The organism is Streptomyces sp. NPDC016845 (assembly GCF_044332585.1).
Taxonomy (GTDB): Bacteria; Actinomycetota; Actinomycetes; order Streptomycetales; family Streptomycetaceae; genus Streptomyces.
The window spans coordinates 1-18613 of record NZ_JBIRPI010000049.1; the positions used below are offsets into that span (position 1 = coordinate 1).

Genomic DNA, 18613 nt, shown 5'->3' on the forward strand with positions numbered 1-18613 from the left:
CACGCGGGGGCCGTCCGCCTGTCCGGCGAATGCCCAGGTAAGTACTCATGTGCGAGGCCCTGTTCGAGGCCAGAGGTAAAAGAACAAGCTCAGAAGCCGTATCTCAACCGAACGTGATCCGTTGATTTCTGCTGGTCAGGCATGGTTTCGCTCGAGGTGAGGGAGGCATGCGGCGTCTTGTGTCCGCATCATGAGCGAGGGGTGCGCGGTGGCGTCGGTGCTGGGAATGCTGGAGGAGCGGGAGGCGGCTGCCCGGGTGCGGGTGGAGGGACTGCGGGAGGAAGCCGCGCGGTTGGCTGAGGTGTTGGAGGCCGCAGAGATCGAGCTGGACCGGCGGGTGATCGCGCGGGAAGAGCTGGTCGAGGCCCTGGCCGTGTCCGCCGCCGAAACGACTTCCGTGGCCGAGGCGGAGCGGGAAACGGTGCCCTCACCGGTGCCGGGGTCGGTGGTGCCGCCCTGGCGGGACGGGTTGGCGGTGGCCGTACTTGCGCCCGACTATCAGCGGATTCTGAGGGTGCTGGAGGAGCGCCGGTCCGCGGGCGAGGGACCGGTGAAGGCCAAGGAGCTCGCGGCGGAGCTGGGCCTTGGGACGACGCCGGCGAAGGTCGAGGGGGTACGGTCGAAGGCCAGGCGCCTGGCTGAGCGCGGGTGGCTCCTGCTGGAGGCGTCAGGGATGTTCAGTGCCGGCCGGCGGCTCGTGACCGTGCCAGACGCCGGCTCATCCGCGTGACCATCGACCACCGGATCATCGCTTCGCTGGTGGCGGGCAGGGTCTCGTAGTCCCGGGCCAGACGGCGTGAATGCATCAGCCACGCGAACGTGCGCTCTGCCACCCACCGCCTCGGCAGCACCACGAAACCTGTTATGTCATCGGTGCGCTTGACGATCTCCAGGGCCAGGGCGAGTCTGTCCCGGCACCAGGCGACAAGGCCGCCGGTGTAGCCGCCGTCGGCCCAGACGAGGGTGATGTCGCGGTGCAGACGGCGCAGCCGCATCAGCAAGTCCGCCGCGGCGTCCCGGTCGCCGATGTTCGCGGCGGTGACCGCGACGACCAGGAGCAGGCCGAGCGTGTCGGTCACGATGTGCCGTTTGCGGCCCGGCACCTTCTTCCCGCCGTCGTAGCCGCGTGAGGCGGCCGGGACTGCCGCGGCAGCCCGCACCGACTGTGCGTCGATGATTCCCGCAGTGGGCCCGGCCTCGCGGCCTTCGCGTTCACGGACCTTCCCGCGCAGCCGGTCGTGGAACTCGGTGATCAGTCCGTGCTCGCGCCAGCGGCGGAAGAAGGCGTAGACCCGGCTCCAGTCGGGGAAGTCCGCGGGCATCGCCCGCCAGGAGATCCCGCCCGCGACCAGGTAGCGGACAGCGTCCAGCAGTTGGCGGTGGCAGTAGCCCTCGGGCCGTCCGCCCCGCCCCTTAAGCCAGGCCGGCACCGGCAGCAAGGGCCGGATCTCAGCCCACTCCGCGTCCGTCATGTCCGACGGATATCGGCGCACCCGGTCGGGATGATCGGCCGCGTTGCCGTACACGTGAGCGAGACAATCGCACGAAACAGCGGGCGAGTTGAAGTCAACGGGCGAGGGCGCGTACAACAACGACAACAGGGCCTCCGGGAATCGCTCGGAATGGGGTCGCACCCCCGAGCTACCAGGAGGCCCTGCCTTCATGCGCGTACCGCCGGAAGATCACCCGACCAGGAACTCCGTTCGATCCACACGTTCCAAGAGCGGTTGAGATACGGCTTCTCAGCCCTCGGTGCCGGTCTGCTCGGGGGCCGTTTCCTGTTGCTGGGTGGCAGCCCAGCTGGCCAGGAGCTGCAGAGCGTCGGCGGCCGGTGTCCCGGGGTCGGCGCTGTAGACGGTGATGGCCAGGCCCTGGTCACCGGGCAGGTCCAAGGTCTCGTGAATGAGCTCCATCTCGCCCACCGCCGGATGCAGGAATCGCTTCGTGCCCTCGGTGAAGACGTGCACGTCGTGCGCGCCCCACATGGTGCGGAAGGCGTCACTGCGGGTCGACAGCTCACCGATCAGGTGCGACAGCTCACGGTCGTAGGGGTTCTTGGCGGCCTCGACCCGCAGCACGCCCACTCCTTCGCGGGCCACGCGTTTCCAGTCGGGGTAGAGGCGAGTGGCCCGCGGGTCGAGGAAGACGAACCGACAGGTGTTGACCGGCTCGGTCTCGAACAGCTCGCAGTGCAGGGCCCGGGCGAGCGGATTGGCCGCCAGGAGGTCCATGCGGTTGTTGCGCACGTACGCCGGCTGGTCGTGCAGGCCCTCGACGATGCGCAGCACACTGGGCCGCACGGTCGCCTTCTTCGGACGGCACCGGGCCCGAGTCCCACCGGTGCCGGCTGCCCGCGCCAGGGCGTACAGGTGCTCCCACTCGGTGACGTCCAGGCGCAGGGCCTGGGCAAGGGCGTCCAGGACGCTGTCGGAGGCCCCCGCGAGGTTGCCGCGTTCCAGGCGCGTGTAGTACTCGACGCTCATCCCGGCGAGCATTGCGACCTCGCCGCGACGCAACCCCGGCACCCGCCGCTGCCCGTACACCGGCAGGCCAGCTTGCTCCGGGGTGATCTTGCCGCGGCGGGACTTCAGAAATGCGCCGATTTCAGCCCGCTTGTCCATGGGGTCAGCATAGGAGCGGTACAACCGGCGAGAGAGTCCCTGCTGGTACCCCCCTCGACGAGGACTCCCTCCTCGCTGCCGGCATCCGATCCTCTGGACGGCGACGTCTGGGCCGCAACCGGAAGTGTCCATTGCGATGGATATGCCCGCCTGCCGAAACCAGAAGAGGGACGCCGTGGCCGACACGACGCACCCGCGAGGCGCGTGAGCCGGCCGGCGCCAGGCTGTCCCAACACTGTCTCCAGCGACGGCGAGTCCGTTCCGCGACCGCACCGTGCTCGATCAAGAGAAAGGCCAGTCACGTGAAGTGTCAAGCACCGGGTTCTGTGGAGAGTGAGTTAGCTGGTTTTCTGGAGTGACGTAGGGGGTTCGGTCGCGTAGTGGGCGGCCTCGTGCTCGGCGGGAGTGACGTGTCCGTCTCGGCGAGGACGTCGCAGATCGGCTGGACGCCGAACATCTCCTTGTACTGGTCGATGTAGGCGACCTTCAGCGCAGTGGACGGTCCAGCTCCGCGGCGAAGAAAGCCGAGGCGGACTTCAGTATCGCGTTCGCCCGCCGCAGTTCCTTCACCTCCCGCTCCAGCTCCGCGATCCGGGCAGCCTCCGCACCGGTTGTCCCGGCGACGGTGCCCTCGTCGATCTCGGACCGCTTCACCCACCCCCGCAAAGCCTCGGGATGTACATCGAGCTGGTCGGCGATGCGCTTGATCGCACCGGCCCGGCCGGCCGGGTCCTTGCGTGCCTCGACGGCCAGACGCGTCGCGCGTTTACGCAATTCGTCGGGGTACTTACGGAGAGCAGCCATGAAGGGCATCCTTCCGGGTCTTGATGATCTCCATCAAACCCGGGTCGATTCACTGTCGGTGGTGTACGTGGCGGTTGGCGTACACCCGCGAGGCTCCGGTACGCCAGGACCGCACTTCCACCCGCCGGTCAGCTGCTCGGGCCTGCTGGGAAGCCTGCCCCAGCACACCCTGCCGCGCCGCCGCGCCATGGGCGTCTGGAGCGGCAGCCGAGGAAGAGGGCACTTGCAGCAGGCCGACGAGGCCGCAAGCCAACGCCGCGGCCCACGTAATGGAAGACCAACGGCTGCAGTGAAAACGGTACTTGAGAATCTGACACCTCCGCTGCCGGGCAGCCGGGCGTGCTTGGGCCCGCCTACTGCCGCCTTCGCGCACCGCTGTACTCGTCACCGGCGACCACGCTGCATATGTGACCGGGCCAGTCCTTCCCCAACGGTGCGAAACGGACGCGGAGGCGTACCCGCGCCTCTTGCGCCGACGCTCCCGGATGCCTGGTTCGCGTGACCGAGCGTGACTACGGCATTGCTGGCCACCAACTGCGTGTAAGGGCTCTCCGAATCGAATCTTGAAGAGCTCCGCTGAGCGTTTGGCGACGAAGATGCCCATGCCCGGCTCGGTGTCGATCAGCCCCTCCTCGCGCAGGGCCTCAGCGGAGGCCCGGCTGCATGCGCTGGTGATGGGTTACCGCGGCTTGACGTGGATAGGCAAGCAGTCGTCCGTCATCGGTCAGGCTGTTTCGAACCGAGTGACGTATCAAGGCAGTCTGTCGGCGGCTCCATGTCGACTACCAGGAGGCCGTGTTCCAGGGCGATCGTGAGTGCGTTGCTACCGAGCAACTCGCTGGGCTCGCTTCCCATGGGAATCTCCGCCACCGGGGAACCCTCGCAGTCCCAGAGTCGAATGGTGCGGTCATAGGAGGCGGAGGCCAGCAGCTCTTGGCCGTTGGGTAGCCTCAGCGAGCACAATGCCACCACCATTCGGGTGTGGCCGGTCAGCTCGTGATGTTGGGCGCTGGTGCTGGGGTCCCACAACCGGATCGTGTGGTCGATGGAAGCCGAGGCGAGTAGGGCCCGGCCGTCAGGTAGCTTCACCGTGCACAACGCAGTCACCGGACGCGTGTGGCCGGTGAGCTCGCACTGAGCGACACCGGTGACGGGATCCCACAACCGGATGGCGTAGTCGGTGGAGGCAGCGGCGGAGGCGAGCAGAGGCCGCCCGTCAGGTAGCTTCACCGTGCACAACGCAGTCACCGGGCGCGTGTGGCCGGTGAGCTCGCGCTGAGCGACACCGGTGACGGGATCCCACAACCGAATGGAGTGATCGTCGGCGGCAGAGGCCAGGAGCGGCGACCTGTCGGGCAAATGCACCACGCACAGCGTTCTGATCCAGTTGGTGTGACCCAGGAGCGCGCGCTGCAGGACGCCAGTGAGGGGGTCCCAGAGGCGGATCGCGTGGTCGTCGCCGGCAGAGGCGAGGAGGGGGCGTCCGTCTGATAGCTCCACCGCACACAGGGCTCTGATCGTTCCTTTGTGGCCGGTGAGTTCATGTTGTTGCTCACCAGTGGCGAGGTCCCACAGTCGTATGGAGTGATCGTCGGCGGCAGAGGCCAGGAGTGCCGACCCGCCCGGCAGTTGCACCATGCACAGCGTTCTGATCCAGTCGGTATGGCCGGAGAGTTCGCGCTGTGGGGTGCCGGTGAGAGGGTCCCAGAGGCGGATGGAGAGATCGTCGCTGGCGGAGGCGAGCAGGGTTTGCCCGGCAGCCAGTTCTACTGCGCACAGGGCGCTGAGTCGGCCCAGGCGGTGTTCGGATGGGTTTCTGCCTTGCCCGTGGGTGGCCAGATCCCATAGCCGGATCGTGTGGTCGTCACCTGCGGAGGCGAGGAGGGTTCGCCCCTCGGGCAACTCAAGCGTGCACAGCGCCCTGACAAGACCCCTGTGACCGGTGAGGTCGTGTTGTGGGCTGCCGGTGACGGGATCCCACACCCGCACGATGTTGTAGGCGGCGGCAGCGAGCAGGACGCGTCCGTCGGGCATTCTCACCGGAGCAAGGACTTTTACCGGTCCTGGGTGGCCGGGGAACTCGTGCAGTTGGCTGCCGGTGGCGGGGTCCCACACCCGCACGATGTCGTTGGCGGCGGAGGCGAGCAGGGTCCGGCCATCGGGCAGGTGAACTGTGCACAGGGCGGTGACGGCGTGGTCAAGGACTGTCAGTTCGCGTTGCTGGGTGCCGGTGGATGAATCCCATATTCGGATGGATCGTTTGAGGAGGGATGAGGAGGAGCCGGCGGCTAGTGCTCTGACCGCGTAGGTTCGCCGGGTTGGGTGTCCGAGCGGTTGGATAAGCGGTGACGTCCGATCTGACCGCTGGGGGTGTGGTGGCTGAGCCTGTCCGTGTGCGTAGGTTGACTGACCAGCAGGGGCAGAAGCTGCAGCAGATCGTGCGCCGGGGCAGTACCAGTTCGGTGCGTTACCGGCGCGCGATGATGTTGCTGGCCTCGGCAGGTGGGAACCGGGTGCCGGTGATCGCGAAGTTGGTGCAGGCCGATGAGGACACGGTCCGGGACGTGATCCACCGGTTCAACGAGATCGGTCTGGCCTGCTTGGACCCTCGGTGGGCGGGAGGCCGTCCCCGCCTGCTCAGCCCTGACGACGAGGACTTCGTCGTCCAGACGGCCACCACCCGCCCGACCAAGCTCGGGCAGCCCTTCACCCGCTGGTCCATCCGTAAACTCGCCGCCTACCTGCGCCGCGTGCACGGCCGTGTGATCCGGATCGGCCGCGAGGCGTTACGGTGCCTGCTCGCCCGCCGCGGCGTCACTTTCCAGCGCACCAAGACCTGGAAGGAATCCCCCGACCCCGAGCGCGAGGCCAAGCTCGACCGGATCGAGCGCGTGCTGGAGCACTTTCCGGACCGCGTTTTCGCGTTCGACGAGTTCGGCCCGCTGGGCATCAGGCCCACCGCCGGGTCGTGCTGGGCCGAACAGGGTCGGCCCGAGCGGCATCCCGCGACCTATCACCGTACTCACGGGGTGCGCTACTTTCACGGTTGCTACTCGGTCGGCGACGACATGCTCTGGGGCGTCAACCGGCGCAAGAAGGGGGCCGCGAACACCCTGCCTGCGCTGAGGTCAATCCGGGCGGCCCGCCCGGACGGCGCCCCGATCTACGTCATCTTGGACAATCTGTCCGCCCACAAGGGCGAGACCATCCGGCGCTGGGCAAAGAAGAACCGGGTCGAGCTGTGCTTTACCCCGACGTACGCGTCCTGGGCCAATCCGATTGAAGCCCACTTCGGGCCGCTGCGGCAGTTCAGCATCGCTAACTCCAACTACCGCAACCACACCGCGCAGACCCGAGCCCTCCACGCCTACCTCCGCTGGCGCAACGCGAACGCCCGCCACCCCGACGTGCTGGCTGCCCAACGCCGCGAACGCGCCCGTATCCGCAGCGAGAAGGGCATCCGCTGGGGCGGCCGAAGTTAGGCAGCCGCTGCCTAAAACTGCCCGCACTCCTCGGGGGCCACGCACTACGGTGGGATGCATGTCCGAGCTCTCCGTGCGGGATTTCTACGACGATCTGGCCCACGACTACCACCTGATGTTCCGGGACTGGGACGCGAGCATGGCCTACCAGGCCGAGGTATTGGGCGGGCTCCTGCGCCAATCTCTCGGCGCGGGACCGCACAGCGTCCTGGACTGCTCGTGCGGGATCGGCACCCAGGCCATCGGCCTGGCCCTGGCCGGGCACCAGGTCATCGGCAGCGACCTGAGCCCGGTCGCCGCCGCGCGCGCCGCCGTCGAGGCGGCGGCCCGGGGCAGCCGGCTTCCGGCCGCTGCGGCCGACATGCGCCAACTGCCGTTCAAAGAAACATCATTCGACGTCGTCCTCTGCGCGGACAACTCGCTCACCCACCTGCTCTCCGGGCAAGATCTCCGGGCGGCACTCCTCGGCGTGAGACGGGTGCTCCGAGACGACGGACTGTTGATGATCACTGTCCGGGCCCATGACGAGACGCGCCAGACCAGACCCACGGCGACACCACCCCAGGTCACGGAAACACGCGACGGCCAAGCGATCACCTTCCAGCTGTGGCGCTGGCACGAAGACGGCGAACGCTACGACCAGGAGCACTTTCAGCTCATCCCCGCAGAGAACACCTGGCATGTCCGAGTCCGCCGGAGCACCTGCTGGGCGCTGACGACGCCGCAGCTGACAGAGTTCGTGGCTGAAGCCGGCTTCACCAACATCACCTGGCACAGTCCGGCCTCCAGCGGGTACTACCAGCCCGTGCTCACCGCACAGCGCGCTCCCTCAGCGCAGTAGTCCAGACATCGGTTCCGCCCTGCCTGGCTTTCCGTTCATCCATGGCATACCGGTGAACGTTGCCGGTCAGAGCACTAGCAGGGTGGGTCCGTCGGGCAGTTCCACGGTGCACAGTGCGCGCTCGATGTCCGGGAGGTATCTGGTTCGTTTTCTGCTGAACAGGCGCCGCTGTGATGCGGCAGGGGCCGTCTTGAGGTCGAGTTCGTGTTGCTGGATGCCGGTGGCGGGGTCCCAGAGTCGCACGGTGTTGTCGGCGGCGGTGGCGAGCAGGGTCCGTCCGTTGGGTAAGTTCACCGTGCGCAGCACTTTCACCGCGTCGGTGTGCCCGGTCAGTACGCGCTGCTGCACGCCCGTCGCCGGATCCCACAGCCGGATCGAATGATCCTCACCGGCGGAAGCGAGCAGCATCCGCCCACCCGCCAGCCGCACCGTACTCAACGCCGCCACGGCGCCGGTGTGCCCGACAAGTTCGTGCTGCGCGGTGCCAGTGACCGGATCCCACAGCCGGATCGAATGATCCTCGCCGGCAGAGGCGAGCAGCATCCGCCCACCGGGCAGTTTCACTGAGCACAGTGTTTTGACGGAGTCGGTGTGGCCTATCAGGACGATCTCGTCGTTGCTCTGTTGTGTGGAGGCCCATCGTGCGCGGTAGGGGGCGGGGTGGGTGATCTTGCGGTATGCGGTGCCTAGACCATGCGTTGCCTCACTGATGCTGTAGAGGGCGGCGCGTTCGGCGGGTGGGGCGTCTATGGCCCGGGGGGTGACGCGCAGCAGCCTGGCACGGCGCTGCCCCGCTGGTGTGGTGGCCGTGGCGGCGGAGGGGATGAGGCGGCGGAGGTCTGCGTGGAGGAGGTAGGCGTCATCGGCGAGGAGGTCGTCAATGGCTCCGCCTCGTTGCGCGTGGCCGGGCAGAGAACGCATGAGGTAGGTCGGGACGCGGCCCCAACCGAGTTGCTGGCCAGTGCGGAGCAGAGCCCCGGTGATGGCGTTTTCGTCATCGGCAGCGTCGCGGTGGCGTAGCAGTGCGTCGTTGAGGGCTTGGTGAAAGAGTCGGTAGAGGGGCGCGGGCTGGTGGGAGAGGGTGGTTTCGATGAGGAAGTTGGCTGCAGAGGAGCGGGCGAAGGTTTCGAGGCTGCTGGTGCTGGGAGCGTTGTAGCCCAAGGCAGTGATGGCGGCTTGCCACATGCTGATGGGCATGCCCGGTGCCTCGGCGTAGGCCAGGGCAGTCATGAGAGCTGCTGCTGGGACGTGGTCGACGCTGGCAAGCAGGGCAAGGTAGGAGGCCAGTGCGGCGTCGACGGTGGGAGTGAAGTCGAGGGCACCGGTGTCGACGGGTTGCTGGTCGTGCATACCGTGGGCGCGGGCGGTGAGGCCCGCGACCAGGAAGTTCCGGTCGGCGAGCTGTGCGATTCTCCCGGCCACCCGCTCCGCGGTCTCGGTGTTGTTATAGGGGTTGTCGGGGCGTTCGTCACCGTGGAGCTGGAGGGTGGCCAGTGCGTAGGCGCTCAGGTCGACGGGAGTGAAGTAGCGGGGAGTGTCGAGATCGATGATGAGTGAGGTGTCGAATGCTTCCAGCAGGGGGCCGGCGTCGTCTCGGCGGCGGGTGCCGACGACGACGCGCACCCCGAGGTGGTGCAGGTCTTCGGCGAGGGGGCGGGCGATGTGGCGGAGGATGTCGCGGGTGTGCTGGCTGCTGGCGGCTTCGTCCAGGGCATCGATGATTACGGTGAAGCCGCGACGATCGAGGCGCTCCAAGGCGGTTTGTATATTCGGTAGGAGGTCGGTGACCTGCACGGGCAGGCGGGCGGAGGCGGCCCGGGCGATCTCTCCGGCCACTTCGAGCGCTGTTTTTCCTTTGGCGTGCACCGCGCAGGCCACGGAGCGCGTGACGGCGCGTACCGCGACGTCGTCAGGTGGGAGGGAGTCTGCGATGGCGGGGTCGGAGGTGGTGACGATGCGTCCCAGAACAGCGGACTTCCCCACGCCGGGCGATCCGGTCACGGCCAGAACCCGAGCGTGCGGCTGCGGGTGGGCCAGCCAGTCGCGGATCTCTGTCAAGGCGGCGGTGCGGCCACGGAAACGGAAGCCTCGCTCGCTGTCGGCATGTACGCCGCGGGCCCTCGGGCGCCAGTGGCGGCCCGCCTCTGGATCTGCCTCCAGACTCCATCCCCACGCGGCCAGCGCGCTGTCCCCGGCGGACTCTGCCGACCAGTCGGCCAGCGTGTGGAGCTTTTGGCCGGGCAGGCAGTCGGCAATGGCCCGCATGGTGATCGCACGGGCGTCCCCGTTGGCGCCCTGCGCCTGGCCCACCATGGCAACTACCGCCTGGTAGTCGGCCGACCACAACGCGGCTCCGCTGTAACCGGACTTCACCCCGTACCGGGAGTCGGTGTCCAGACGGATCCACCCATAGCCCAGCTCTTCCCCGATCACGCCGTGCGATGAATTGCCCAGCATGCCGTCGGGGAACCCGAAGGCCCACCACAAGTGCTGCACCAGACTGCCGACCTCCGGCTGGCGCAGCAGTGCGGCATACCCTTCAGCTACCGGCTGTGCCAGCACCAGAACGGCGACGTCCTCGACATCGCGTCGCCCGGCTGGCGGGGCATCTACCTCCTGCACACGCAACCGCTCGTATCCCAGACCATGAGCCTTGGGCAGAGCCACCCACAGCTCAGGATGCAGCTGCTGCTCTTCGTCAAAGACGACATGGGCACAGGTCAGCACTCGTCGGCCATCGATCAAAAACCCTGCGCCCAGCGGACGACGATCGTCCTCAGATACATGGATCGCCGCGACCCAGGTGTCCGAGCCCGGGCGCGGGCTACCGTCCGGGATGCTCATGACGGTTCCGCAGCCGCCCCAGGCCAGGTCAGGGTAACCTCGAAGTTCGCTTCGGTCGCGGCACGGGCGATCAACCAGTTCGCCGACCCCGTCACCTTCACTCCGAACTTCACTTCCACCTGCCCGGGTTGCAGAGCCTTGACCTGCTGCAGAACGGCTCGCGCGCCCTCCACAGCCGGTGACACCGCCTCCCGGATCCTGCCCAGACTCCGGTCAGAGCTGACCTGCTGCCACTCATCGCTCGCCTCGATCTCGAAACGAACGCGAGTCCCGGCCTCGACCTCGTACGACACAACTTGCGACGCGGACTCTTCGCGCATCTTGCAACCCCCCTGGCCTCAACGATGCACCGCAGCGTAGCGAGCAAGTCCCGCATAAGACTCCAGAATGCGCAGTTATGGTCCCGAGCTGATACAAGCCGCCCACTGGCCCCAGACTTCGGTGGCCCGCAGCACAGCCGGAGCAGCCCTCGGCGCACGCACCCGGCGGGCTCGCGAACCTGTCCCGGCCTTGTCGAGAGTCCAAGACCCGCATCGCCACCTGGCTCGCCATCGACGGTGACCTCCCCGTCCGCGGCGCCACCGTCACCATCACGCCCGCCGGAATTACCACCCTCACCCGTAACGGATGGACGGCAACCATCCCTCACAGAGGCGCCCGGATGCCGCGTTGGTGAGAAGCCACCGATCGGCGGCTTTCCATGGTCGGCGATGAGTTTCGATGCGCCGGACGGTCCAAGTCGGCACACCTCATCAAGGGAGAACCCGATGGCCACAACGCGCTTGCTTCCGACGGTTCCTGTCGCCCGTCGCATGTTCGAGCTCCTGGAGCCCATCTGCCTGGTCACCTACCTCGCGGAGGAGTGCAACGAGGAGATGGCCGCGCTCGGTCATCGCACGTACTGGGACGGCTACTTCGCCAGCCGCGCCGCACCGCTGGGGCGGGTGCCGGCCCAGGTCGTACACGCGGCCTTCTACAACTTCGCCAACGGAGAGGCCGCCCGGCACATCCCCAGCGCCTGGGAGACGATCCCGCCCGAAGCCTCTCTCGCCGCCCGGGAGCGCGGCAGCGCCGCCTCCCTGCGGCGCATCCTCGGCCAGGAGCTGGCCGGCTCCCCCAGCCTGGTGCGCGCAGCGGAGCTGACCTGCAAGTCCGCGACGAGCGCCCCCACCGAGGGCCGGGTGATGTACGCTGGCATGCGCACTTTGAAGGTGCCCAGCGACCCGGTCGCTCGGCTGTGGCATGGCGCGACCATGCTGCGCGAGCACCGCAGCGACGGGCACATCGCCGCGCTCCTCGGCGCGGGCATCAGCGGGATCGAGGCCCACGTACTCTCCGCTCTGGAGCAGGGCATCCATCCCCCGCAGTCGTTCGGACGCATCCATCACCTGCCCAAGGACCAGCTGACCGCCTGTATGGACGGCTTGCGAGGGCGCGGACTCCTCGACGCCGATGACCACTTCACCGACGTCGGCCGCGCCACCAAGCAGCGCATCGAAGCCCTCACTGATGAACTCGCCGCTGCGCCCTACGCCGCCCTGTCCCCCGTCGAACTCGACGAACTGATCACCACGCTCGAACCCATCACCGCAGCCCTGGTGGCCGCCGACTCGCAGTAAGGCGTGCGCACACGCAGTGACCACGGCCAGCCCCCTGCCCGGCATGTCTTCCCGGGTGCTCGGACCTGTGCGGGCCGTTTGAGTTGCGATGCACACCTGGTCCGGCCATACGGCCGGACCCGCGCGCCCGCGACCACGCCGGACGGCGAACGGGCGGGGTTCGGTTCACTCCGGAGTCGCGTCGGCCAGCGTCGGCTTCAGCGCCTGGGGCGCCCGGCACTGGACCGACCAGAATCCGCGAGAAGCTGTTGCGCTCTCCCAGTCGGTAGCGCGAGGGGATAGAAGAGGCTGGCCGTCACCGTCGGGCTGGACGCGTGGTCGTGCTGGGAGGCTCTTGCGCTTGGCGAAGGTTGGTCGAAAGACTCTCGCCGTTGGACGTGCATCGGCAGCAGGGGGACGTGATGGAGTGGGCAACGATTGTCACCGTTGTAATCGGCGGGCTCATCGGACTGGGCGGGGACGCCGTAGGACGGCTGGGGGCTCGACGGCAAGCACAACAAGCTCGCCAGGATTCCTTGGAAGACGCCGAGACCGCCCGCACCTGGGCCGTGGAGGACGGCAGAAGGAAAGAACGGGAGTCCAGGGAGCGCGCTGCCGTGGAACACATACTTGCGGCCTACCTCGAGCATCCGATCCGGCTGATCAATCAGCCCGAAGAAGAAGTTCTGCAGAGCCTCGCGAAGATATGCGTCGTATTGGGATACGAGCAGTCGTTCATCCTTAATGGAGCACTACGCGAACGGATTGCCGAAGTATCCTACTTCCTCGATCTCGCCGCCGTGGGGAACGTCGGAGAATATTCAGCCGCAGAGGTCGGTTTTCTGGCCCGGAGCGAAACCCGGATGCTGATGGGCCTATGGGCGAGAGGGGAAGAACTCCCCGAGTCCATCGAAGGGTGGCGAGAGATCCGCGAGAGCCGTGCGCAGATCGATGGCCAGTGGCAGGAACAGCTGCGCGCCGCAGGTCTGAGAGTGACCGTCCCGCCGCTTTCCATCTACTGAGCCACCACACGCCCAGCCGGCACCGATCCCGGGCCGGATAAGGTGACCGTCGGCGGCCCGTACTCCCTTCAAAAGAACCGCGCCCAATTCAAAAGCACCCCAGCGCAGTGCCGACGACGACGGCCAGGGCCACCGTCCCGGCAAAGCCTGCACATGCTTGCCGGACGGCTGCCACCGGCGGTGCGCCGCCGAGCAGTGCGAGGAATCCGGCGACGGTCCCGACCAGGGCCCCGACGAGGAGGGCTACCAGGACGAGAAGGGCTCTGATCACGTCGACATCGTTCATACCCTTGAGGATTCTCAGGCGGTGCACGCCCATGGCCCTGCACTTCGCCCGGTTCGGCAAGCACGGAGAGTTGAACGTTCCGCTCCCAAAGGAGATCTTCGTCCGCGGTCCACTCAACATGGTGCCAACCGTTCGCTTCCTCCGGATCACCGCTCCAACTCACCACAGCGGTACCGACAGGCGAGTGCACTCCACTACCACCGGCGCCAGTGAATCCTGCTCTACCTTCTCCACGCGAACGAACATCCACCGATCATCCTCGATCGCTTTGAACCAGCCGCGGCCGGACTTACTTCACTCAAGAAGAGCCACACTCAAATGACGTCGCTCGTCAGACGGCGAAGAGCAGACCGGCGCTGAGGAGAACTGCCACGGCAGTGGCGAAGTGAATGCCGAACGCGGCGGTCCTGGTGTTGCCGTGGCGCAGCACGATGAGGAATGTCGCCGAGCGGTGCCTGGGCGACCACCAGCGCCTCGGTGCGGGGGGTGGAGAAGGCGAGCAGGGCCAGGCCCAGGATGCTGAAGGTGGCCTCCCGCACCACCCCTTGACGCGCGGTAGACCGGGTCGCCGTTGTGGGCGGCGGGTACGCCATACGCGGCGGCGGCTGCTCGGGGGCTGGAGCAGGAAGCGGACCCCGATCAACAGCATCAGCGAGTCACGGACGGCGGCCACGGTGTAGGCGGTGGCGGTCATGCCGGCTCCGGTCTGGTTCCGCGCCGGACCAGAGCTAGCACGCTGAGGCCGAACATCAGGACTCCCAGCGGCAGATGGACCGAGGGAACGTGTGCGACGCCGAGGATTACCTGGGCGGAGGCCAGGAGGAGAAAGCCGGTGGCGTGCCAGACGGGCCGCGGTGAGCCGCCGCCCGGCTTCCACGCGCCTATCGCGGCGAGCAGGTAGAGCATCGAGGCGCCGTACATCACGCGGGCGCCGATGCTGTGCATCGTCTCGCCGTGAGAGGAGGTGAGCAGCCATCCGGCGCTGATGGCCTGCAGGAAGATGGTCGCCGTCTGCAGGGCGATCGCTATCTGCAGGAACGAGGAGATGCGCGCGAGGCGCGGCGCGCGCGCATCTCGCTTCAGCGGTCATGTCACGGTCTCTTTCTGCTCTCTTGCAGTGATGGGGCAGGAACTCGGCTCCCTCGGTCGGGAGACGGCGCGCTCCGCGGTGTGTCGGCACATGGCTGGTGGAATTCGGTGACGGTCGCCGCGCGGGGGCTCCGGCTGGGCGCGGCGGTGTGGTCAGCGCAGGAAGTCGAGCAGTCGCGTGTTCAGTTCGTCGGGTGCGGCCGAGGGCAGGGAGTGGTGGGTGGCCCCGGGAAGGACATGCGCCTCGGCGTTCGGGATGTTCCGGCGGGCCCGGGCTGCGGCTTTGGCGGCGTGGAGGGCGCGGCTGTGCTCGGCGAGGAGGACCAGGACCGGCAGGTGCAGGTTGGTGGTGCGGGGGCGGCGTCCGGCGGTGATCTTGCGGCCGGGGACAGTGGTGGCCGACGCATACAGGCGCTGCCAGGTCTCCTCCAGCAGAGCGCCGCTGGTTTCCCAGGCCAGGAAGGCGCGGGCGTGGGTCTGGCTGGGGCGGATGAGGGCGGGCAGGGCGTGCAGCAGGTAGTGGGGGCGGAAGGCGGTGAAGACCTGGGTGGGGTCGATGAGGGCGAGGCGGTCGATGCGCTGCGGTGCGTGCAGTGCGTAGGTGGCGGCCAGCCAGGCGCCGTAGGAGTGGCCGCACAGGCGCGTGCGGGCAAGTTGGAGGTTGCCCAGGAGGGCGTCCAGCCAGGCCAGCAGGTCGGCGGTGTTCGTGAGGGCGGCGCCTTGGCGCCGGGTGCGGCCGGCGTCCCCCAGCAGATCCACCGCGTACACCCGGTAGCGCTCACCGAGGGCGGGGGCGTTGGCGAACCAGACCAGGCCGGTGGCCGAACCGCCGGGCAGCAGCACCACCGGTTCGCCGTCGGCGGGACCGTAGGCGTGCACCCAGGTGGGTCCGTAGGGGGCGACGTACGGGCACTGATTCACCTGCTGGACGCGGCACGGGACGGCACTCGCGCCACACCTGGCTGGCTGGGCGAGCAACTGCGCCTCAACTCGGCCGGCACCACCGCCCTCATCGACCGCCTGGAACGGCTCGGACTGATCCGGCGCAGCCGGGACACCGTCGACCGGCGCCGCGCGCTGCTCACCGTGGAGGACAAGGCCCGCGGACTCGGCTGGGCCTTCTTCGAACCGGTGATCAGCGAAGTGACCAGCGTCGCGCAGGAGTTCGACGCGGGCGAGCTGGACACGGTACGTCGCTTTCTGACAGCAGTTCCTCAGTCCACCGGCACGCACGCTGACCGTGCACGCTGACCGCCCCCGTACGGCACGCGTACTGCACCCGGACGCCGGCAGGTCCGCGAAGGGAAGGAGGGCGGCATGGCCGGTCACACCCGGCGCACGAAGCCACAACGCCGCAAACGGTGGACTGCTTGGGCATCGGATGCGCGAGATCGGGAGGGGGCCGGCGGCCATCATCGGTCGGTCAGCCGTTGGACAGTTTTGAGCGCCTGCCCTGCGCCGTCCTCAGCCGCCAGGTGCTGCGCCGCTTTTGCGGCGGCCCGGCTGTAGGCCTGCTGCTTCACCACCCGGGCCAGTGCATCGGCCAAGCGTTCGGCGGTCAGGGAGCGGAAGGGGATCGGTTCGGTGGCAGCTCCCAGGTCGGCGAGCCGGCGCGCCCAGAACGGCTGGTCGGCCGTCACCGGCACCACGATCGCGGGCACCCCGGCGCGCAATGCGGCCGCCGCAGTGCCGGCTCCGCCGTGGTGGACCACCGCGGCCAGGCGGGGAAAGAGCAGGGCGTGCGGCATGTCCCCGATGGTGAGCACATCGTCGCCATCGGCGGCGAGCTGCGCACTGCCGGCCTGGAGGATGCCACGCAGTCCGGCGCGGCGCAGCGCGCCGACGGCGATCTCGCTCAGGCGTTCCCCGTCGCCGGAGGCCATGCTGCCAAAGCCGATCAGGACGGGCCGGGGCCCGGCATCCAGGAAGTCCTCCAGTACGGGAGGCAGTTGCTCAGTCGCGTTGTGGTGGGGCCACCAGTTGCCGACGATGTCCAGGCCGGGACGCCAGTCGGAGGGTCGGGGCACCAGGGCCGTGCTGAAGCCGTGCAGGACGGGCCAGTTCGCCTGCTCCGCTCGCCGGCGCATCGCGGAAGGAGAGACCGGCGACAGGCCGAGGCGGTCGCGCAGCCGGGTGACCGCCTGGTCGTAGACGCGGTCGGCCATGCGCAGCGCGAAGCGGCCCGTGGCGCGGTTGGCCAGGCGGCCCAGGGAACGAGACCCTGTTACGACGGGCGGGAAGTCACCGGTCGGTTGAGTGGGCTGGAGGTACACCCCCAAGCTCGGTGTACCGGTGGCTTCCGTGAGGTGCCAGCCGAGAGGGGCCGTGGTGGCTGACAGCAGGAGCAGATCCGTACCCACCTCTACTGCGTCGGCGAAGCCCTCACCAAGCCGTGTGGTGAAGGCGGCAGCGGCGCGCATCAGTTCACGTCTACCGGTGCCTGCGACGCCCCCCTGGGTGTCGGCGGACAGGCTGCGGAACACCAGCCCCGCGTCACGGACCAGGGGAGCAAAGGTCTCGCTGGTGGCGACAGTGACGTCGTATCCGGCTTGTTGCAGTTCGGCGCCGAGCCCGGTGTAGGGGGCGACGTCGCCGCGCGATCCGGCCGCGGCGATCAGAATTCTCATCGGTCCTCCTCAGAATCGGTCCGGCGGCTTGGGTGGCGGGCGGCGTTGGCGTGGATCGCCTTGCCCAGGTAGGCAGCCAGGCCCGGACGTTGCTGCGTGGGCGGGACGAGGAGGGCGAAGGCGCGCGCATCGGCGAGGAAGTCGTCGGCGAGGCGCTGGTGCATGTCGGGTGGGCAGGCGGTGAACCAGCGGGCGATATGCAGGCGATGCTCCTCGGCCAGGTCCATGGCCCGCCCGCCGTCGCTCGGCTCGCCCTCGTCGAAGGCGGCCAGGAGTTCCGCGCGCCAGGCGGTGGCCTCGCCCATGAGCCGAGCCCAGTCGTCCTTGCTGTGGGCGGCCGCGCGGGCCATCGCCTGCCGCTGCCCCGGCGTGTGCGCCCACTTCAGCTCCGCCTCGGTGGCATAACTCAGGTCGAAGGTGATCTCGCCGAAGACCCCGAAGCGTTCCTCAGGGCTCATGGCCACCCCGGTCTCGTGGACCTCGATCGCCTTCTGCGCCACGTCGGCCAACCGCTGCAGCCGGGCGCTCTCCTCCTGCAACTGCCGCTGCCGGGCCCGCAGATGGTCCAGCGCGTTCGCCTGCGGGTCTTTCAAGATCACGGTGATTTCGTCGAGCGGGAAGCCGAGTTCGCGGTAAAAGAGGATCTGCTGGAGACGGACCAGGTCGGCCTCGCTGTAGAGCCGGTACCCGGCCCGGCTGCGGTCACTGGGCGACAGCAGCCCCGCCTTGTCGTAATGGTGCAGCGTGCGCACCGTCACCTGGGCAAAGGCCGCGACCTGCCCCACCGAGTAGCTCATCCACCCACCCTCTTCTCGTCGGCCCCCAGCCTCAAGCCTGACGTAAGGGGAGGGTCAAACAGGCCGCCGCACCCAGCCCGCAACCTGTGCCCGCCGGATCCCGCACTGAGGTTCCCCCGGGATGCGGGAGATGCTGACAGCGGGTCAGATGGGACTCATGAGAGGAACATCGACCATGGCTGCTCCCAGGAAGTACTCGCAGGAGTTGCGTGAGCGTGCAGTGCGGATGTATCGCACCACGGAGCCGAAGCCCCAGATCAAGAAGCTGGCCGTCGACCTCGGCGTGCATCCCGAGGCCCTGCGCGGCTGGATCCGCCAGGCCGAGGCCGACGCCGGCGAGCGCGACGACCGGCTCACCACCGATGAACGAGCCGAGCTCGCGGCCCTGCGCAAGGAGAACATCCAGCTCAAGCGGGCCAACGACGTCCTGCGGACGGCCTCTGCTTTTTTCGCGGCGCAACTCGACCCGACCCGGCCCAGGTGACGGCGCTCGTCGACGAGCATCCTCGCCTGGGAGTCGAGTACGTGCTGCGGGAACTGCACATCCCGTCCTCGACGTACTACCGCTGGCGCCGCGCCGCGCTGGAGCCCTGTCGGCGCAA

General features: G+C 68.2%; 18 protein-coding genes. 7 read left to right on the top strand and 11 right to left on the bottom strand.

What is annotated here, in order from left to right; translation table 11 throughout:
* The first annotated feature begins 190 nt into the window (after positions 1-190).
* On the top strand, positions 191-730 hold the full coding sequence (locus ACH4RC_RS41555; protein ID WP_398210128.1) for a hypothetical protein: 540 nt from the start codon (positions 191-193) through the stop codon (positions 728-730).
* Here ACH4RC_RS41555 and ACH4RC_RS41560 read toward each other — a convergent pair.
* The 4 genes from ACH4RC_RS41560 to ACH4RC_RS41575 form a co-directional block, all read right to left on the bottom strand.
* The gene (locus tag ACH4RC_RS41560; RefSeq protein ID WP_398210131.1) at positions 678-1472 is read right to left on the bottom strand and encodes an IS5 family transposase; all 795 of its coding nucleotides are present in this window, start codon (positions 1470-1472) and stop codon (positions 678-680) included. The genes ACH4RC_RS41555 and ACH4RC_RS41560 overlap by 53 nt on opposite strands.
* Before the next feature lie 270 nt (positions 1473-1742).
* Positions 1743-2621, bottom strand: a complete 879-nt coding sequence (locus ACH4RC_RS41565) for a helix-turn-helix domain-containing protein (RefSeq protein WP_398210133.1) — start codon at positions 2619-2621, stop codon at positions 1743-1745.
* A 486-nt stretch (positions 2622-3107) separates the two neighbouring features.
* The gene (locus ACH4RC_RS41570) at positions 3108-3425 is read right to left on the bottom strand and encodes a transposase (protein ID WP_398210135.1); all 318 of its coding nucleotides are present in this window, start codon (positions 3423-3425) and stop codon (positions 3108-3110) included.
* A 717-nt stretch (positions 3426-4142) separates the two neighbouring features.
* Positions 4143-5765, bottom strand: coding sequence for a WD40 repeat domain-containing protein (locus ACH4RC_RS41575; protein WP_398210162.1), 1623 nt, complete (start codon positions 5763-5765; stop codon positions 4143-4145).
* Positions 5766-5800: 35 nt separating this feature from the next.
* Here ACH4RC_RS41575 and ACH4RC_RS41580 point away from each other — a divergent pair, with 35 nt between their 5' ends.
* Complete coding sequence (locus tag ACH4RC_RS41580) at positions 5801-6907, top strand: IS630 family transposase (protein ID WP_398210165.1); 1107 nt, start codon at positions 5801-5803, stop codon at positions 6905-6907.
* Positions 6908-6965: 58 nt separating this feature from the next.
* Positions 6966-7748: a class I SAM-dependent methyltransferase gene (locus tag ACH4RC_RS41585; protein ID WP_398210138.1), complete on the top strand. Its 783-nt coding sequence runs from the start codon at positions 6966-6968 to the stop codon at positions 7746-7748.
* Between the two features lie 66 nt (positions 7749-7814).
* On the opposite strand, the gene ACH4RC_RS41590 is transcribed toward ACH4RC_RS41585, so the two are convergent.
* Both ACH4RC_RS41590 and ACH4RC_RS41595 read right to left on the bottom strand, forming a co-directional pair.
* Positions 7815-10592: a trypsin-like peptidase domain-containing protein gene (locus ACH4RC_RS41590; RefSeq protein ID WP_398210140.1), complete on the bottom strand. Its 2778-nt coding sequence runs from the start codon at positions 10590-10592 to the stop codon at positions 7815-7817.
* Positions 10589-10912: a CU044_2847 family protein gene (locus ACH4RC_RS41595; protein ID WP_398210143.1), complete on the bottom strand. Its 324-nt coding sequence runs from the start codon at positions 10910-10912 to the stop codon at positions 10589-10591. The genes ACH4RC_RS41590 and ACH4RC_RS41595 overlap by 4 nt, the downstream gene beginning before the upstream one ends.
* Before the next feature lie 447 nt (positions 10913-11359).
* Between ACH4RC_RS41595 and ACH4RC_RS41600 the strand changes: the two genes are divergently transcribed.
* Together ACH4RC_RS41600 and ACH4RC_RS41605 are read left to right on the top strand one after the other, a co-directional pair.
* Positions 11360-12211, top strand: coding sequence for a MarR family transcriptional regulator (locus ACH4RC_RS41600; RefSeq protein ID WP_398210146.1), 852 nt, complete (start codon positions 11360-11362; stop codon positions 12209-12211).
* A 371-nt stretch (positions 12212-12582) separates the two neighbouring features.
* On the top strand, positions 12583-13212 hold the full coding sequence (locus tag ACH4RC_RS41605; protein ID WP_398210148.1) for a hypothetical protein: 630 nt from the start codon (positions 12583-12585) through the stop codon (positions 13210-13212).
* An 88-nt stretch (positions 13213-13300) separates the two neighbouring features.
* Here the strand turns inward: ACH4RC_RS41605 and ACH4RC_RS41610 are convergent, their stop codons facing one another.
* The 3 genes from ACH4RC_RS41610 to ACH4RC_RS41620 all read right to left on the bottom strand — a co-directional run bounded on the left by ACH4RC_RS41610 (position 13301) and on the right by ACH4RC_RS41620 (position 15466).
* The gene (locus ACH4RC_RS41610; protein WP_398210150.1) at positions 13301-13498 is read right to left on the bottom strand and encodes a hypothetical protein; all 198 of its coding nucleotides are present in this window, start codon (positions 13496-13498) and stop codon (positions 13301-13303) included.
* A 690-nt stretch (positions 13499-14188) separates the two neighbouring features.
* Positions 14189-14581: a hypothetical protein gene (locus ACH4RC_RS41615; protein ID WP_398210166.1), complete on the bottom strand. Its 393-nt coding sequence runs from the start codon at positions 14579-14581 to the stop codon at positions 14189-14191.
* 159 nt (positions 14582-14740) lie between these two features.
* A complete protein-coding gene (locus ACH4RC_RS41620; RefSeq protein WP_398210151.1) occupies positions 14741-15466 on the bottom strand; it encodes an alpha/beta fold hydrolase in 726 nt (241 codons plus the stop codon).
* Between ACH4RC_RS41620 and ACH4RC_RS41625 the strand changes: the two genes are divergently transcribed.
* Positions 15461-15838 carry a MarR family winged helix-turn-helix transcriptional regulator gene (locus tag ACH4RC_RS41625; protein ID WP_398210154.1) on the top strand — a complete coding sequence of 126 codons (378 nt, stop codon included), beginning with the start codon at positions 15461-15463 and terminating at the stop codon, positions 15836-15838. The two genes, ACH4RC_RS41620 and ACH4RC_RS41625, sit on opposite strands and share 6 nt — an antisense overlap.
* Positions 15839-15999: 161 nt before the next feature.
* Here the strand turns inward: ACH4RC_RS41625 and ACH4RC_RS41630 are convergent, their stop codons facing one another.
* The gene (locus ACH4RC_RS41630) at positions 16000-17214 is read right to left on the bottom strand and encodes a glycosyltransferase (RefSeq protein ID WP_398210156.1); all 1215 of its coding nucleotides are present in this window, start codon (positions 17212-17214) and stop codon (positions 16000-16002) included.
* Positions 17211-18011: a MerR family transcriptional regulator gene (locus ACH4RC_RS41635; RefSeq protein WP_398210158.1), complete on the bottom strand. Its 801-nt coding sequence runs from the start codon at positions 18009-18011 to the stop codon at positions 17211-17213. Before ACH4RC_RS41635 ends, ACH4RC_RS41630 begins: the two co-directional genes overlap by 4 nt.
* A gap of 175 nt (positions 18012-18186) precedes the next feature.
* Between ACH4RC_RS41635 and ACH4RC_RS41640 the strand changes: the two genes are divergently transcribed.
* Complete coding sequence (locus ACH4RC_RS41640) at positions 18187-18495, top strand: transposase (RefSeq protein ID WP_398210160.1); 309 nt, start codon at positions 18187-18189, stop codon at positions 18493-18495.
* Positions 18496-18613 lie beyond the last annotated feature (118 nt).

Bases quoted from the DNA above. Each gene is read 5' to 3' on its own strand.
- ACH4RC_RS41600 (WP_398210146.1), top strand. From the start codon at position 11,360: ATGGCCACAACGCGCTTGCTTCCGACGGTTCCTGTCGCCCGTCGCATG.
- ACH4RC_RS41610 (WP_398210150.1), bottom strand. From the start codon at position 13,498: ATGAACGATGTCGACGTGATCAGAGCCCTTCTCGTCCTGGTAGCCCTC.
- ACH4RC_RS41560 (WP_398210131.1), bottom strand. From the start codon at position 1,472: ATGACGGACGCGGAGTGGGCTGAGATCCGGCCCTTGCTGCCGGTGCCG.
- ACH4RC_RS41590 (WP_398210140.1), bottom strand. From the start codon at position 10,592: ATGAGCATCCCGGACGGTAGCCCGCGCCCGGGCTCGGACACCTGGGTC.
- ACH4RC_RS41585 (WP_398210138.1), top strand. From the start codon at position 6,966: ATGTCCGAGCTCTCCGTGCGGGATTTCTACGACGATCTGGCCCACGAC.
- ACH4RC_RS41635 (WP_398210158.1), bottom strand. From the start codon at position 18,011: ATGAGCTACTCGGTGGGGCAGGTCGCGGCCTTTGCCCAGGTGACGGTG.
- ACH4RC_RS41570 (WP_398210135.1), bottom strand. From the start codon at position 3,425: ATGGCTGCTCTCCGTAAGTACCCCGACGAATTGCGTAAACGCGCGACG.
- ACH4RC_RS41555 (WP_398210128.1), top strand. From the start codon at position 191: ATGAGCGAGGGGTGCGCGGTGGCGTCGGTGCTGGGAATGCTGGAGGAG.
- ACH4RC_RS41630 (WP_398210156.1), bottom strand. From the start codon at position 17,214: ATGAGAATTCTGATCGCCGCGGCCGGATCGCGCGGCGACGTCGCCCCC.
- ACH4RC_RS41640 (WP_398210160.1), top strand. From the start codon at position 18,187: ATGGCTGCTCCCAGGAAGTACTCGCAGGAGTTGCGTGAGCGTGCAGTG.
- ACH4RC_RS41595 (WP_398210143.1), bottom strand. From the start codon at position 10,912: ATGCGCGAAGAGTCCGCGTCGCAAGTTGTGTCGTACGAGGTCGAGGCC.
- ACH4RC_RS41565 (WP_398210133.1), bottom strand. From the start codon at position 2,621: ATGGACAAGCGGGCTGAAATCGGCGCATTTCTGAAGTCCCGCCGCGGC.